This is a genomic window from Microbulbifer mixtoriginis (SeqCode) (assembly GCF_052466765.1).
The window spans coordinates 3,123,325-3,137,104 of sequence record NZ_CP174289.1 but is presented as its reverse complement, the minus strand read 5'-3'; the positions used below and the strand labels follow the sequence as shown (position 1 = coordinate 3,137,104).

General features: G+C 51.3%; 17 protein-coding genes. 7 read left to right on the top strand and 10 right to left on the bottom strand.

All coding sequences use genetic code 11. From position 1 onward, the window contains the following. Window positions 1–68: 68 nt before the first annotated feature. Window positions 69–1,535 carry a protein adenylyltransferase SelO gene (locus ACJJIV_RS13785; protein ID WP_444889324.1) on the top strand — a complete coding sequence of 489 codons (1,467 nt, stop codon included), beginning with the start codon at window positions 69–71 and terminating at the stop codon, window positions 1,533–1,535. Here the strand turns inward: ACJJIV_RS13785 and ACJJIV_RS13780 are convergent. The 3 genes from ACJJIV_RS13780 to ACJJIV_RS13770 are packed head-to-tail and all read right to left on the bottom strand — an operon-like array spanning window position 1,532 to window position 2,985. After that, window positions 1,532–1,843 (bottom strand): replication initiator protein A, encoded by a 312-nt coding sequence (locus ACJJIV_RS13780; protein WP_444889323.1) that lies wholly within the window; start codon window positions 1,841–1,843, stop codon window positions 1,532–1,534. The genes ACJJIV_RS13785 and ACJJIV_RS13780 overlap by 4 nt on opposite strands. Window positions 1,844–1,845: 2 nt before the next feature. Beyond that, window positions 1,846–2,547 carry a hypothetical protein gene (locus ACJJIV_RS13775; protein ID WP_444889322.1) on the bottom strand — a complete coding sequence of 234 codons (702 nt, stop codon included), beginning with the start codon at window positions 2,545–2,547 and terminating at the stop codon, window positions 1,846–1,848. Continuing rightward, window positions 2,548–2,985 (bottom strand): type II toxin-antitoxin system HicB family antitoxin, encoded by a 438-nt coding sequence (locus ACJJIV_RS13770; RefSeq protein WP_444889321.1) that lies wholly within the window; start codon window positions 2,983–2,985, stop codon window positions 2,548–2,550. A gap of 232 nt (window positions 2,986–3,217) precedes the next feature. On the opposite strand from ACJJIV_RS13770, the gene ACJJIV_RS13765 reads away from it, so the two are divergent. From ACJJIV_RS13765 to ACJJIV_RS13745, 5 genes are all read left to right on the top strand, one after another. Then, window positions 3,218–3,865 carry a recombinase family protein gene (locus ACJJIV_RS13765; RefSeq protein ID WP_444889320.1) on the top strand — a complete coding sequence of 216 codons (648 nt, stop codon included), beginning with the start codon at window positions 3,218–3,220 and terminating at the stop codon, window positions 3,863–3,865. A 187-nt stretch (window positions 3,866–4,052) separates the two neighbouring features. Then, window positions 4,053–4,472 carry a hypothetical protein gene (locus tag ACJJIV_RS13760; RefSeq protein ID WP_444889319.1) on the top strand — a complete coding sequence of 140 codons (420 nt, stop codon included), beginning with the start codon at window positions 4,053–4,055 and terminating at the stop codon, window positions 4,470–4,472. A gap of 88 nt (window positions 4,473–4,560) precedes the next feature. After that, on the top strand, window positions 4,561–5,070 hold the full coding sequence (locus ACJJIV_RS13755; RefSeq protein WP_444889318.1) for a hypothetical protein: 510 nt from the start codon (window positions 4,561–4,563) through the stop codon (window positions 5,068–5,070). Then, window positions 5,064–5,435 carry a hypothetical protein gene (locus tag ACJJIV_RS13750; RefSeq protein WP_444889317.1) on the top strand — a complete coding sequence of 124 codons (372 nt, stop codon included), beginning with the start codon at window positions 5,064–5,066 and terminating at the stop codon, window positions 5,433–5,435. Before ACJJIV_RS13755 ends, ACJJIV_RS13750 begins: the two co-directional genes overlap by 7 nt. 55 nt (window positions 5,436–5,490) lie before the next feature. After that, a complete protein-coding gene (locus ACJJIV_RS13745; protein ID WP_444889316.1) occupies window positions 5,491–5,898 on the top strand; it encodes a hypothetical protein in 408 nt (135 codons plus the stop codon). Window positions 5,899–5,914: 16 nt separating this feature from the next. Here ACJJIV_RS13745 and ACJJIV_RS13740 read toward each other — a convergent pair whose 3' ends face one another. Both ACJJIV_RS13740 and ACJJIV_RS13735 read right to left on the bottom strand, forming a co-directional pair. Continuing rightward, complete coding sequence (locus ACJJIV_RS13740; protein ID WP_444889315.1) at window positions 5,915–6,079, bottom strand: hypothetical protein; 165 nt, start codon at window positions 6,077–6,079, stop codon at window positions 5,915–5,917. A 72-nt stretch (window positions 6,080–6,151) separates the two neighbouring features. Then, complete coding sequence (locus ACJJIV_RS13735; protein ID WP_444889314.1) at window positions 6,152–6,400, bottom strand: hypothetical protein; 249 nt, start codon at window positions 6,398–6,400, stop codon at window positions 6,152–6,154. Window positions 6,401–6,621: 221 nt separating this feature from the next. On the opposite strand from ACJJIV_RS13735, the gene ACJJIV_RS13730 reads away from it, so the two are divergent. Next, on the top strand, window positions 6,622–7,044 hold the full coding sequence (locus ACJJIV_RS13730; protein ID WP_444882859.1) for a DUF2147 domain-containing protein: 423 nt from the start codon (window positions 6,622–6,624) through the stop codon (window positions 7,042–7,044). A 117-nt stretch (window positions 7,045–7,161) separates the two neighbouring features. Here ACJJIV_RS13730 and ACJJIV_RS13725 read toward each other — a convergent pair whose 3' ends face one another. The 5 genes from ACJJIV_RS13725 to ACJJIV_RS13705 form a co-directional block, all read right to left on the bottom strand. Further along, complete coding sequence (locus ACJJIV_RS13725) at window positions 7,162–8,241, bottom strand: HlyD family secretion protein (protein WP_444889313.1); 1,080 nt, start codon at window positions 8,239–8,241, stop codon at window positions 7,162–7,164. Next, window positions 8,234–8,698 (bottom strand): MarR family winged helix-turn-helix transcriptional regulator, encoded by a 465-nt coding sequence (locus ACJJIV_RS13720; protein ID WP_444889312.1) that lies wholly within the window; start codon window positions 8,696–8,698, stop codon window positions 8,234–8,236. The genes ACJJIV_RS13725 and ACJJIV_RS13720 overlap by 8 nt, the downstream gene beginning before the upstream one ends. Window positions 8,699–8,833: 135 nt before the next feature. Then, the gene (parC, locus tag ACJJIV_RS13715; protein ID WP_252083420.1) at window positions 8,834–11,083 is read right to left on the bottom strand and encodes a DNA topoisomerase IV subunit A; all 2,250 of its coding nucleotides are present in this window, start codon (window positions 11,081–11,083) and stop codon (window positions 8,834–8,836) included. A 680-nt stretch (window positions 11,084–11,763) separates the two neighbouring features. Next, the gene (locus ACJJIV_RS13710; protein WP_252083421.1) at window positions 11,764–12,381 is read right to left on the bottom strand and encodes a Fic/DOC family protein; all 618 of its coding nucleotides are present in this window, start codon (window positions 12,379–12,381) and stop codon (window positions 11,764–11,766) included. A gap of 34 nt (window positions 12,382–12,415) precedes the next feature. Continuing rightward, a complete protein-coding gene (locus ACJJIV_RS13705; protein WP_252083422.1) occupies window positions 12,416–12,616 on the bottom strand; it encodes an antitoxin VbhA family protein in 201 nt (66 codons plus the stop codon). Window positions 12,617–13,780: the final 1,164 nt, after the last annotated feature.

The following is a 13,780-nucleotide window of genomic DNA, read 5'->3' as shown; positions in this document are numbered from 1 at the left end:
CCTGCGAATAGCGATTAATGCCGGTAACATGCCTGGCAACATTTATTTTTAGCCCAAACCCAAAATCTATGAAACTCAGCGAAGTTACTCTCAGCCACCGCTACGCCGATATGGGCGATGCCTTTGGCCGCCGCATCGACCCCACCCCCTTCAAGCATCCACAGCTTATCGATACCAATCCCGCTGTGCTGCAGCTGCTGGGTATCGATGCCGCTGAGGCGAACAATCCCGACTGGGCCCAACTGGGTTGTGGCGCCAAGTTGTTTCACGGCAGCCGACCCTTTGCCATGAAGTACACAGGCCATCAATTCGGCGTCTACAACCCGGATCTGGGCGACGGCCGCGCCCTGCTGCTCGGGGAAGTTGAACACCAGGGCAAAAGCTGGGAATTACACCTGAAAGGCGCCGGCCAAACCCCCTATTCCCGCTTTGGCGACGGCCGCGCAGTGTTGCGCTCCACCATTCGCGAATATCTCGCCGGCGAGGCCCTAAGTGGCCTGGGCATCCGCTCTACCCGCGCGTTGAGTATCGTCGGTAGTGACGAACCGGTAACCCGCGAGCAAATTGAAAAGGGCGCCATGTTGATCCGCGTGGCCGAAAGCCATGTACGCTTCGGTCACTTCGAATACCTGTTTTACACCAAGCAGCTGCAGGCCCAACAACAGCTTATCGGCGAGATCTGCCGGCGTTTTCTCCCCGACTCCCAAGAACTCAGTATTGGTGAACAGGCCGAGGCCATGCTGCGCTTTACCACCAGACGCAGTGCCGAACTGGTAGCGGGCTGGCAGGCAGTGGGTTTCGCCCACGGCGTATTGAATACCGACAATATGTCGATTATTGGAGACACCTTTGACTACGGCCCCTATGCCTTTCTCGATGACTACGATCCCACTTTTATCTGCAACCATTCAGACCATACCGGCCGCTACGCCTTCGAGCAGCAGCCCGGTGTAGTACTTTGGAACCTGAATGCCCTGGCTCACGCTCTCTCCGGCTTTGTCAGTGTGGAGGCACTGCGAGACTGCCTGGAGCAGTTCCAACCCCAGGTGACCGATGCCTTTGCTGCGAGGATGCGCGCCAAGTTGGGGCTCACCACCGAGGAGGAGGGCGATCAGGCACTCTGCGCAGACCTACTGCAGTTGTTACAACAGGGGGAGGCAGACTATACCCTCTTCTTCCGCGCCCTATCCCACTACCGCGGAGAGCGTCCCGCCCAAGGACTTCAGGAATGTCTCGCCGAGGCTCAGCACAGCGCCCTCGAGCAGTGGCTGGGGCACTACGATCGGCGCCTGGCGCGTGAGCACAGTGATTCCTGCGCCCGCAACCGAGCCATGCTGGCAGCAAACCCCAAATACCTATTGCGCAACTACTTGGCGCAGAAGGTTATCGAAGCCGCCGAAACCGGTGATTACCAACCCTTGCATACCCTGCGCCAGCTACTGCAGAGCCCATTCGACGAACATCCTCAGCACGAAGTCTGGGCCAGCGCTCCCCCAGAATCCGGCAAGCGCATCCCGTTGAGCTGTAGCTCCTAAAGTGACCTGAAAAAATCATGGGTCGCAATTAACATACGGCGGAAAACTTCGCGGCCCTGGTTTATCCCTTCAACCACCTGACCAATGCAATACATCAGCACATCTTTGTCGTGCATGGTTGCGCGGCCGTCAGCGCTTGGCGTTACTTCGATCCAGTTTTCCCCGCTCTTATAAACCCATTTGCGGGTGTCCCTGCGCTTAGACAGGGAAAAGATAGGGTGCTCCATTGTCAGCATGTCACCCTTGGGAGCTACGTCGAGAATATCCGCGATAAATAGCTCTAGCTGGTTCTTGTCGTTGTTAGCCATTTTCAATCACCTTTGCTTTTGTTCTGTGACTGATCTTCACCCTTAATAATTTCTCTGCCTTCCAGCCTCTTCATAGCATCGAGTAATAGATCATGAGGCTTGATTGAGATATTGAGCTTTTCCCGAATGAACTTGTTGAGCTCAGCCGGAGTCTCACGCGAGGCAATGGGCCTGCCAGGCTGAAAATCCTTCCCTTCACCCTCAATCTTCTCTGCATAGAAACTTATAAAGCAAATATCTAACAACATTTGCAAAGCCACTTCCATGCTAGACACATCCGGCTTTAACTCTGGTTGCAGTGTGTTGTAGTTTTCGATTCGATCAAAGAGCGCAAACAAGAGATTATTTTGGTCATTCGTAAACAGTGAAAATGACTCCTCGTGTCTTTTTCTCAATGTGTCGATCGGGTGTATGCTCCTAGATATAATGGTAAGCCGATCGCTATTTGGGCTGTCTTTCAAGAAATTAGGCTTTTCCTTGAGAAAAATAAGATTGGAGTAATTCTCTTCCATCCTCTTTGGCTGATTACTGCACTGCTCATGCACATATTTAATCAAGCCTATTAGCTGGTCCCGTCTATATCTTTTTACGAATACAGATTCTGCATACTTCCTAAAGAAGGTAGAAATAAGCCCCACAGCTACAGCTATAGACAATAGACTCCCAAAAAATTGGGCCAGGGATTCCAGTATCCATTCCCACATCTACCCTTCCCCATTATCCATAACAACCACCCCCAAACGCTTACCCAACAACCCAAGCGCGTATTCGATGCGCTCCAACTTAGAGCTGTGTTTCAAGTCCAGCAGCCGATCCACTTGTGCCTGGCTACATTCCAGCAAGCGGGCTAAGTCAGCTTTTCGCATCCCCTGTTCCTGCATAGCGTTCCACAAGGCAACCTTTGCAGCGACCAAGGCCGGCAAATGGATTACTGGTTGGTCCGGCTCTGGCTCTGACGGCATCGGGATTGGTCGGCGGTTGTCGATATAGAGAGACAGTGCCCTGATTAATCCATCTCTCGCCTGCTCCAGCGCCTCTTCGGCGGTATTGCCTGCGCTGTTGAGTTCCGGCACATCCGGGCAAACCACCCAAACCCCTGCACGGCTTTCAGCCTTAGTTAGCACTACTGGGAAATCGTACATATTGCTATCCCTCCCCTGCTTTTGTCGTGAAGGGGGAAGAATAAATCACTTTTGAATAAATGCAACAAAAAAGGTTTATCTATCTATTTGGTTTAATTTTAACTTTTAGAGATTGTCTTCTTTAAGCACCCCCAAAAGAGACACCCACAGCAAAACCCCAAAAAGAGCTTGCGACCACCCAAAAGAGACAGCATATAATCGGACAACCCAAACGGGACCATTAGGGACATATATGTTTATTCGCGCCTACCTGCGAGCCTCCACCGAAGAGCAAAACGCCAACCGCGCCCGCGCCAGCCTCGACGCCTTTGTCGAACCCTACGGCCAGCGCATCGCCTCTTACTACGTCGAGAATCAAAGCGGCGCCACCCTGCAGAGGCCAGAACTAAACCGCCTACTATCCGACAGCCAGCCCAATGATGTGTTACTGGTGGAACAAATCGACCGCCTTACCCGTTTGAGCAATAACGATTGGAGCGAATTAAAAAGCCAGATACAGGCAAAGAAGCTGCGCATAGTGAGTCTTGACGTGCCCACCTCCTACCTAGCCCTAGATCGCGGGCGCGTCTCCAATGGGGACCAGGTGATTGAGGCAATACTGGAAGCTATCAACAATATGCTGATTGATTTGATGGCCGCCATGGCGCGCAAGGACTATGAATCACGCCAGCATCGACAGCGGCAAGGCATCGAAGCCGCAAAGAAAGCCGGAAAGTACCAGGGCAGACCAGCAGATAAAGACCGCCACCAGTTGGTGCGCTACTTCCGTGAGGAGAAAGGGCTTAGCCTTGCCGAGACAGTTATGGCTACCGGCTACAGTAAGTCGCAGGTGTGCCGCATACAGGCCGAGTATAGAAAGCAGGAGCAGGTAGAGGAGTAAAAAACCATGGCTTGAGTGCTGAATCACTCCATCTTCCTTATACCACCACGCTGCCAAATGCCCCTCTCCTTATAGAGCCATCAAAAGCCAAATATTTTGTGAGCCGCCACTCAAATTTAACTAATTGGACTTTGCAATTCAGAAAACCGGGAGATTATGTGATGGAACAACAAAGGAGATTGCTGAGATGTCCAACAATAACTCTAACGATCCCCTCTTATGGCTTCCTCTTGTTGGAGCCGCATTAGTAGTTGTAGCGATTTGGCGAATTAGCCAAGCAACGGGGCTGTCTCCAGAAACCGTTGCTCAGGTAAGCATTCAAGCCATATTGGGTAATGGCGTTCTATTTGCCTTTTACAAATTCATCCCTCGATCTTTCGGTCGATGGTGGAGTCTAATCTTTGCTGTCAACTTTTGGGCCTTTATTCCGGCGATTGATGAATACGGAATGAAGCACTTACCCTTCGCATCACTCGGTTACTCGATAGGGCCAGAGCCTTTATGGTACACCACAGCCCTATGGCAGACCGTAATCATCATCGTCCTCGCTGCACTGTCCCCCACCATTAAATGGTTCGTTGACAGTGGGGATAGGGGCCGCTGGTGAACCGCTGGAATTGCCAAAACCATGACACCCAATATATTCTCCGTCTCAGTCGATAAGGATTTTCGATTGCACTTCAAGGAAGAAAGTTATGACGGGGCACCCTCAACTTAATCAGGTAAAATCAAGGAGTGAGCTGATATCTGTAAACGGTAGAGCTTACAATGTTCAGCTGTCCTACCACATTGTCTTTGGCGTGGATGGCTATGTGGTTGGCTTAAAGTTTTCCGACCAGCACGGAAGCATGGACTCTGCAAAGCCTGGCCGCTCAAACCCCTACGCCCTCGGAAAAGCTGTCGCACAGTCGGCGATCAAGATGATCATGCCCGATCTCCACAAGGTGTCCATCCTGGGCTTTTACCTACTCACCGATGATCTAGCCAGCAGGCGTAAGGGTGCCGTTCAGTTTAAGAGACGGCGTTACCACGCCAAAGCCGTAGAAATACACGAAGCTGTCAGCCACCACCTGAAGTATTTAACCGAAGTAGAAGTCGACGGCGGCCTTGGCTGGGCAATGAGCACTAAAGACTTTACTAGCTATTCCCAGTTTGAAATTTTCGAGAGAGAGCTAGCTAAGGAATTAAGGGTATTACCATGCTGATCAGAATTGAGACAGGCGAACTGAAGGAGTTCCCAGAGGACTTGGCCGCGCTTATTCTCGCTGATCCCTCATGCGGTGAAGACGACAAACCAGAATTTACCGCTGAAGAAGTGAACGCCTTACTACATGCGATATTAGGCACCTATGCGGTGCGCGATGAAATCAGCTTCGAAGAGAACGTTGAAAGAATAAGAAAGCGATACGAAGCGATAGGCCAGCCCAGTGAAGAGAATTTGCGGATAGCACAAGAATCTATCCAGGCGTATGTACGCGAGATTAAAGGGGATGATATTGGAATGGTTGATAACGAGCTTATCGATCTAATGTTCTTGGACACCCCCCCAAAGCGGTTGGGTGAGTCTTAATGCGGGACATCTTGGAAGAGCTATAAACTCCTAAGTGGGTGCAGGCTGTGACACCATGCTGATTCGGATTGAAACCGGGGAGCTTATAGAATTTCCTGAAGACTTGGCCGCGCGTGTCTTGATTGATCCCTTCTCCGATGACGGCGACAAGCAGGCACTAACTGCCGAAGAGGTCAATGTCGCACTCCACTCGATTTTGGGAACATACTTTGATCCTGACTTGAGCCGTGAGGACAATATTAAAGCGGTGAAAGAAATATATGATCAATTCAAGCCGCCAAGTGCAGAGAGCCTACGCTGGGCACAAGAGTCGATCCGGACCTATGTGAGGGAAGTCGAAGAGGCAGATATCGGCAGTGTGGACTCAGACTATTTGAAGCTGTTTTCCGCTACTGAACAAGAAAGGCAGTTTGCCAAGTCTCTAATAAAGCCCAAAACAATCAAAAAACTGCCAGATAGATAGGCCGGCGTCAGCCGTCCTACCCACCCCCACCCTGCGTATAAATCCACCAGCCCAGAGAGAGGCGCGCCCCCAGGGACTTGGACAAAATTGCCCACAGCTTTGCCCCCAGAATTTGTGGATAAAGCATAGGAGTGAGCACGAATCGACAGGGCTGTCCCATGTAGAGAACCAGCCGAGACATGGAGCGCCTATCCCTCCTTTGGCAATGGCGCCGCCGCATCTAAAACCGTCACACCGTTTAAGCTCCAGCCGTTCAAGCCGGGGAAATCCCGGCGTTTTGCAGAGATAAACGTATCGAGAGGAAATCTAGCTTTACATCCGTTAAAGGGCCCCATACTCGCCCGAAACTGCTGCAACTTACAACCCAGGCGCCCTCACCTTCGCCGCCGCTCATCGAGTAATTGACCAGCAGCAACTTGGTGCCGAAGCGGTGCCATAGCAGTGCGCCCACTAAAACCAGCTGTAGGAGTAGTATTAGCCACACCACCCTCAATAGGATCAAACGTAGCCCTCCCTTTGCCGCTTTTCTCTTGCGCTGTCCTACCACCCCTGGTTTAACCTCAATAGCCAAATTGGTACAACTTGCGAACAAATTGCAGGTATTTGCGGTCAAATGTCGTCTGTATGCGGTTATTTTTTTACCTGATGATGACTTATGCGGTGTCGCTGCAAGTGACTTGCTGTAAGATCTGGGTCACCCACTGAATAGAGGAAAACCTACAGATGATCAGAAACCTGCTCCTGGCCACATTCGGCCTGTTGTTCGCCCTGCAGGCCAATGCCGCAGATGTTGTAGGCAAGTGGCGCACTATTGATGACGAATCCGGCAAGCCCAGATCCATCGTGGAAATTTATGAAAAGGACGGTAAGTACTTCGGCAAGATCGTTCAGCTATTGCTGAAGCCCAATGACACCATTTGTGAGAACTGCCCAGGTGACCTAAAGGGCAAGCCTCTTGTAGGAATGGACGTGATCACCAATATGGTGCAGAAAGGCAAGAAATACGAAGGCGGGGAAATTATGGACCCGGTGAAAGGCAAGGTGTACGACTGCAAGCTCTGGCTGGAAAACGACAACACCCTGAAAGTGCGTGGGTACCTCGGTTTTCTCTACCGCACCCAGACCTGGCACAGAGTCGAAGAGTAAATTACAGGGCCCGCATTGCGGGCCTTTTTTTTGGCCGGTTGCCACTGGTTAGCCAGATTCTAACAGCCAAACCGACCGCTCCAACGCACAGCGCAAATCCCAGCCACTGAAGTGCTTCTAGAGAACCACCCTGCCACTCTCATCGGTAGAGGCGCGTGCGGATACTACCTTGGCATCCTCACTGGTATCGATACGCACTTTAGCGCTCATACCCGCACGGAGCGGCGGCGCATCCTTGAGGGGGTAGAGGCGCAAACGCACCGGTACCCGCTGTACTACCTTGTGCCATTCACCGCTGGCATTCTGCGGCGGAGTAGGTGAAAACTCACTACCACTGGCCGGACTCATGCTGTCCACCTGGGCCTGCCATTCAAAGTCCGGGTAGGCATCGAGGGTCACCTCCGCCTGCTGGCCCGTGCGCACCCTGGCCAGTTCAGTTTCTTTAAGGTTGGCCTCTACCCACAGGCCGCTGGTGCCCACCATATACAGAAGGCTCTCGCCGACGGTGGCCATCTCTCCGACTTGTGGCAGGGTATTGGCGATCACGCCATCCATAGGTGCAATAATTCGGGTGCGCGACAGTTGATAATTGGCCTTGTCCAACTGCGCCTGGGCCACCTTGAGGTCGGCCTGCTCTTCCAGGGCCACACTGGGGTCGCCGCCCAGCTCAGCACGCAGGCTGGAGAGTTTTTCCGCATTAATGGTGATCTGCGCGCGGGCCCGCTCCAGCTGCTGGCGGGCGCTATCCAACTCCGCTTCAGAGAAGGCCACCTTGCCCAGTTTTTCATTGCGCTCCAGTTGGCGTCGGTAGAAGTCTGCATCTTTACGCGCCTGCTGCAGGGCGGCATCCGCCTCGGCATATTCGGCGCGGCGCGCCAGCAGATCATTGCGCACCTGAGCCAGGCGCGCCTCAGCTTCGGTCACCGCCAGCTCATAAGCCGTGCGGTCAATTTGAATCAACAACTGGCCCTTAAAAACCGGCTCATTGGCACTGACCAACACCTTGGTCACCACACCATGAACTTCTGGTGCCAGGGAAACTTTATCCGCCTTTACATAGGCGTTTTGCGTCTCGACGATATCGCCGCCGCCATACAGGCTCCAGCCGGCCGCCAGGGCGACAAACGCCAATCCCAGGGCGGCCCCCAGCTTGCGCATCGCACTCGGCTTTAGCTTCAGGTGCAGCTTGTCAGTCACATTCAATCTCTTCGCCTACCAGATTCTTGCGCAGCCGCCCGAGCAGCGTCTGCAGTTGTCCTATTTCCGCCGCAGTAAAGCCATCCAAGGCGTGACTGCGGGTCTCCTCCGCCAGGTCTCCCAGCAGCGCCATAGCCGGCTGTGCCCGATCGGTCGGATAAATCCTAAAACAGCGCCGATCCTCTGGATCGGGCCGTCGCTCCACCAGCCCTTCGCCCTGCAACTTGTCGAGCAGGCGCGCCAGGCTGATCGGTGCCATCTCCAGGCGTCCCGCAAGGGCAGTTTGCTTCAGTCCCTGCTCCCGTGTCAGATGCCAGAGCACCTGCCAGCGGGCATCGCTGAGGCCGTGATCCCGTGCTCGGCGGTCAAAGTTACGCCGCAACAGGCGCGCCGCGCTATGCAGCGCAAAGCTCATCTCGGTTGCGCTGTCTTTTCCGGACCCGCCCATCCCTGACATAGTCTCCCCCCTTTTTGAGGGCGCTCATTATAAGCCTGCTTATTATTTCATCAATGCGCGGCTTATCAATACTAAAAACTGGCAATAAAAAAGCGGTCGCAATGACCGCTTTTACCGTGCCACATTAGTAAAGGCTTATTTTTCCAGCACCTCGATGCTATCGACCTTCTGAAAGCCCCGTGGCAGCTTGTTGCCCCGTCGGCCACGCTCACCGCGGTAGTGCTCCATTTCCGAGATTTTGATCTTGGTATGGCGCTTACCGGCATGCACGACCAGCTGGTTTTTACCCTCCAACACGGCGATTCCCACCACCACTTCCTCGCGGCTAGCAGCGCGCGCGGCAGTGATATTGATAATCTTATTGCCCTTGCCTTTCGATAATTCCGGCAGCTCTGTAACGGGGAACACCAACATGCGTCCCTCCGAGGTTACCGCCGCCAACAATGCCTCTTCGGGACTGTCTAACAACTGCGGCGGCAAAACCTGGGCACCTTTAGGCAGGGTCAGCATGGCCTTGCCCGACTTGTTGCGCGACTGCAGGTCGGCGAGCTTGGCGATAAAACCATAGCCCGCATCGGAGGCCAACAGAACCCGCTGGTCGTCCGACCCCATGAGCAGCCCCTCAAATGTGGCACCGGAAGGCGGGTTGATACGGCCACTCAATGGCTCGCCCTGGCCCCGCGCTGATGGCAAGGTATGGGAGGCGATGGAATAACTGCGCCCGGTGCTGTCGAGCAACAGCGCCGGCTGGTTACTCTTGCCGTGCGCGGCAAAACCGAGATTGTCACCGGCCTTATAACTCAGTGCCGCCGCATCGATCTCATGACCTTTAGCGGCACGAATCCAGCCTTTCTCAGAAACCACCACGGTGATGGGGTCGGAAGATAGCAGCTCCGATTCGCTAAATGCCTTGGCTTCCTCACGGGCCACGATGGGCGAACGGCGTTCATCGCCGAACTCCTTAGCTGCAGCCAGTAATTCTTTCTTGATCAAGGTTTTAAGGCGGCGCTCACTGTCCAGAGTCTTGGTCAGGGTATCGCGCTCTTTCTCAAGCTCCGCCTGCTCACCGCGAATTTTCATCTCTTCCAGGCGCGCCAACTGGCGCAGCTTGGTATCGAGGATGTAATCCGCCTGTATATCCGTCAGCTCGAAGCGGTCCATCAGCTCCTGCTTGGGCTCGTCGCTGGTACGGATAATCTCGATTACTTCATCGATATTGAGGAAGGCTACCAACAAGCCGGCCAACAGGTGCAGGCGCTTCTCTACTTTATCAAGGCGGAACTGCAAGCGGCGGCGCGTGGTAGTGGCGCGGAAGGTTAGCCACTCGCGCAGGATCTTATCGAGGGACTTCACCTGCGGGCGGCCATCGATACCGATCATATTCATATTGACCCGGTAGTTGCGTTCCAGGTCGGTGGTAGCGAACAGGTGATTCATCACCGACTCCATCTCCACCCGGTTGGACTTAGGCACAATCACCAGGCGGGTGGGATTTTCGTGATCCGACTCATCGCGCAGATCGCTCACCATCGGCAGCTTCTTCGCCTGCATCTGCTGGGCGATCTGCTCCAGCACCTTGGCGCCACTCACCTGGTGGGGAAGCGCGGTAATCACAATATCGCCGTCTTCCTTACCCCACAGGGCGCGCATTTTGATAGAGCCGCGACCACTGGTGTAAATCTTACGAATGTCTTCGCGCGGGGTAATAATCTCCGCCTCGGTGGGCATATCCGGACCGAGAATATGCTCACACAGTTCTTCCACTGTGGCCTTGGGGTTTTCCAGCAGTGCCACCGTTGCGTTAACCACTTCGCGCAAATTGTGCGGCGGAATATCGGTGGCCATACCCACGGCAATACCGGTGGTACCGTTTAACAGGATATTCGGCACCCGCGCTGGCAGCACACAGGGCTCATCCATGGTGCCATCAAAGTTTGGCTGCCAATCCACTGTGCCCTGGCCCAGTTCCGACAGCAGCACTTCAGAATATTTGCCCATGCGCGACTCGGTGTAACGCATAGCCGCGAAGGACTTGGGATCATCCGGCGAGCCCCAGTTGCCCTGGCCATCAATCAACGGGTAACGGTAGCTGAACGGCTGTGCCATTAACACCATCGCTTCATACACGGCACTATCGCCATGGGGATGGTACTTACCGATCACATCGCCAACCGTGCGCGCAGACTTCTTATACTTGGCAGTATTCTTCAGGCCCAGCTCGCTCATGGCGTAGACAATTCGCCGCTGTACAGGCTTCAGGCCGTCACCGATATTCGGCAGGGCGCGATCCAGGATCACATACATGGAGTAATCCAAGTACGCCTTCTCGGTGTACTCCTTTAACGGCAGGCGCTCTGTGGCCTCATAGACAGAGGTGTCGGTCATACAGCACTCGTTATTCGATTCGGAAGGAGCGGATTATGGCGGACTGGGGCGGGAGGTTCAAAGGGGGTTAAGTTACTATTGCTAGGCCAATATCTCTAGATTGGGAAGAACCTCGACATCGGTAAGCTTGAAAGCAAAAATTATTTCACCCGGCTACTCGACTATAGACTGCTGCAACTTGCATCTACTAGGGTTGCCAGACCCAAGCCTGAACCTGGTTACCTGTCCACAGCAAAACTTATAAGAAGTAGATCAAGCTTATTAGCTCTGCAACACTTTCATCTCTGGCAAAAGCTTCTACTTACAAGCTTAAAGCCTTTTAACTATCCATAAATCGCTTATTATTAATTTTTTACAAAGTAAATTTTTTCTTGTTTTAAAGCAACAACTACTATCTTTTATATGCCGAGTAAACAACATCAAGATCTTCAAAAAACTTCATACTTGGCAAAGCAATCCTGATTACCTACTTTTCACTCAACTCTTGATTACATATATACCGTAGGGAGCTCTAAAAAATGAGGCTTTTGTTTAGAGTTCCCTAAAAGCAGAGTGAACGCTCGGCGAACTTGATTGAAAGGGTAAGGTGTGAAGAGCAACGAACCCCTTCATCATGCTGGACTATTTGAAGAGCCTGCTAGAACCGCCAAGCTTGCTTTTCTACGAGCCGCTCGTCTTCACTACCAAACTTTCCTAACAACATTCAGCCCGATCAGCCTAGAAAGCTCTTTAGCTTCGGGGTCTACCGACCTTGCCGCTCGACTAGCATCAGCCATGGCTTGCCCACTTATCGCGGACCACTCCACAAAGTAACCGTTCTGACTGGCCAACTGATCTACAAATACCCGCTGCGAACGCCCATTGCCCTCACGAAAAGCATGGATCTTGTTGATCCAACCTAAATAGAAACCCGCTCTCTGGCCAAATGCTCTTGGATCGAGGCCCTGCAGATATCCTTCAGAGGCCAGCTGTTGGAAGCACTTGCTGCTCTCTTTCTCAATCAAGCTATAAGGGAGAAAAAGCTTATTACCTTTACTAATCTCTACTTTTCTTGTTTTCCCCGCGAATGGGTACACATGTCGAAATAAGCGTCGATGGATTTCACATAGATGTACAAGATCAAAGGTGGGAGTCACGGGAGAGGCTATCAGATCTGCCAATGTGCGCTGAGTGATCACCCTTTCCGCTTCGTTAAGAGATGATGTATCAGTAAATCCTAACAAGTTCTTTAGGCATTCTGAATTGTGCAACAAGTACGGATCGTACTCAGAAATATCATACTGGGCGTAGGCATCCATGTCTAAAACTCTAATGGTCTAAAAGCTAATAAATTTATTCTTTCGTTTTGGTATTTTGGGCTTTGAAGGCATCCACTATTTTCTGAATATCTTCTTCCGCATCAACTTTTCCAGAAATGATATCTCTCATCCGCTCTTCCTCTTCAGGAGTCACCTTGAGGCCTTCTATTCGGCATGAACCCGCAGCCTGAGCAGCGAGGAATTCAGCGGTGATGCGCTTATCCTGCGTTTTCATAAAATCCTCCCGTATTCTGGGGAAATACTGTTTTGGTCGTTCAATCTATTGTAAGGCTTACCTAGGATCTCTGCCCTTTCCTATCTATCAGGTGGTTTTAAGATATATTTTATGATGACTAACACTCATTGCGCCACTATCAAATCCTAGACTAACTGGTTCTCAGGTAAGTCTTCATAAAGCATTGAGCCCCAAAGTCTCATCAGTAGTTTCCCACTTAGTCCATATCTAACCGCGGCCTAACTGCCTTATCAGTCAATCTCCCTTTACCCAACTAGCCATATACGCTGGATATGCTATCCAGTAGCACATTATATCCCTCTTTTCTTCCACCTAAGAACCCGTCTTGTGTCAACCCATTTCACTGATTCTAAGATTAACCTCAAATTGGCATATCACACTTGACTTAACTGAAAAGACAGTCGAAAGATTGATACATCCAAGCGTTTAGAAGAAACTTATTTCTTGACCTAGAGAAGCAACCAGCTAGGTAAAAAAAACAATTAAATTAACTCATATTTATAGTTACATTAGGTAAATAAAAAGCAAAAACCTACACAAGCATGCATCAGGATCTTCTCACCAACACTAATTCAACATACTCACCGGACTCGACAACATTCAATTTGACACTTATTTTTTACCTTTAAAACAAAGCAACAATTAAATTTTTTAGCAACAAAAAGCTTCTTCTACCCAAAGCAAACAGGATCATAAAGTTTTTTTACAATATATCTTCAAAACTTTCTCAAGCACCCTCAACCAATCACTTACATAAATATTTTCAAAGCAGCACTAGATTCAGCCACTTTTTATAGGCAGACCCAGCACAATATCCTACGGAGAGATCTTCACCTAACACTTTTTCGAGCTTGCTATTCTTCTTCAGAGTTCATACATACCAAAAGAAGATAGGCCTCCAGTGAGGCTCATACCCCCCTATCAACCCATTCTAAAATCACATAAACAACTGACACAGATAACAGCCACTAAAAATATTAGCATGAAAAATTTAACCAATTAATATGACATTTAGCTTCCGAATTATTTCATCAGGAAAATTAATATCCAGGTTATAATATCGAAGCAAGTTCATTTATAGAGAACAGGTGCAGCCCTTAAGAAGCCTAGAAACCCAATAAATAGAAGTAAGCAGCAAGAGTC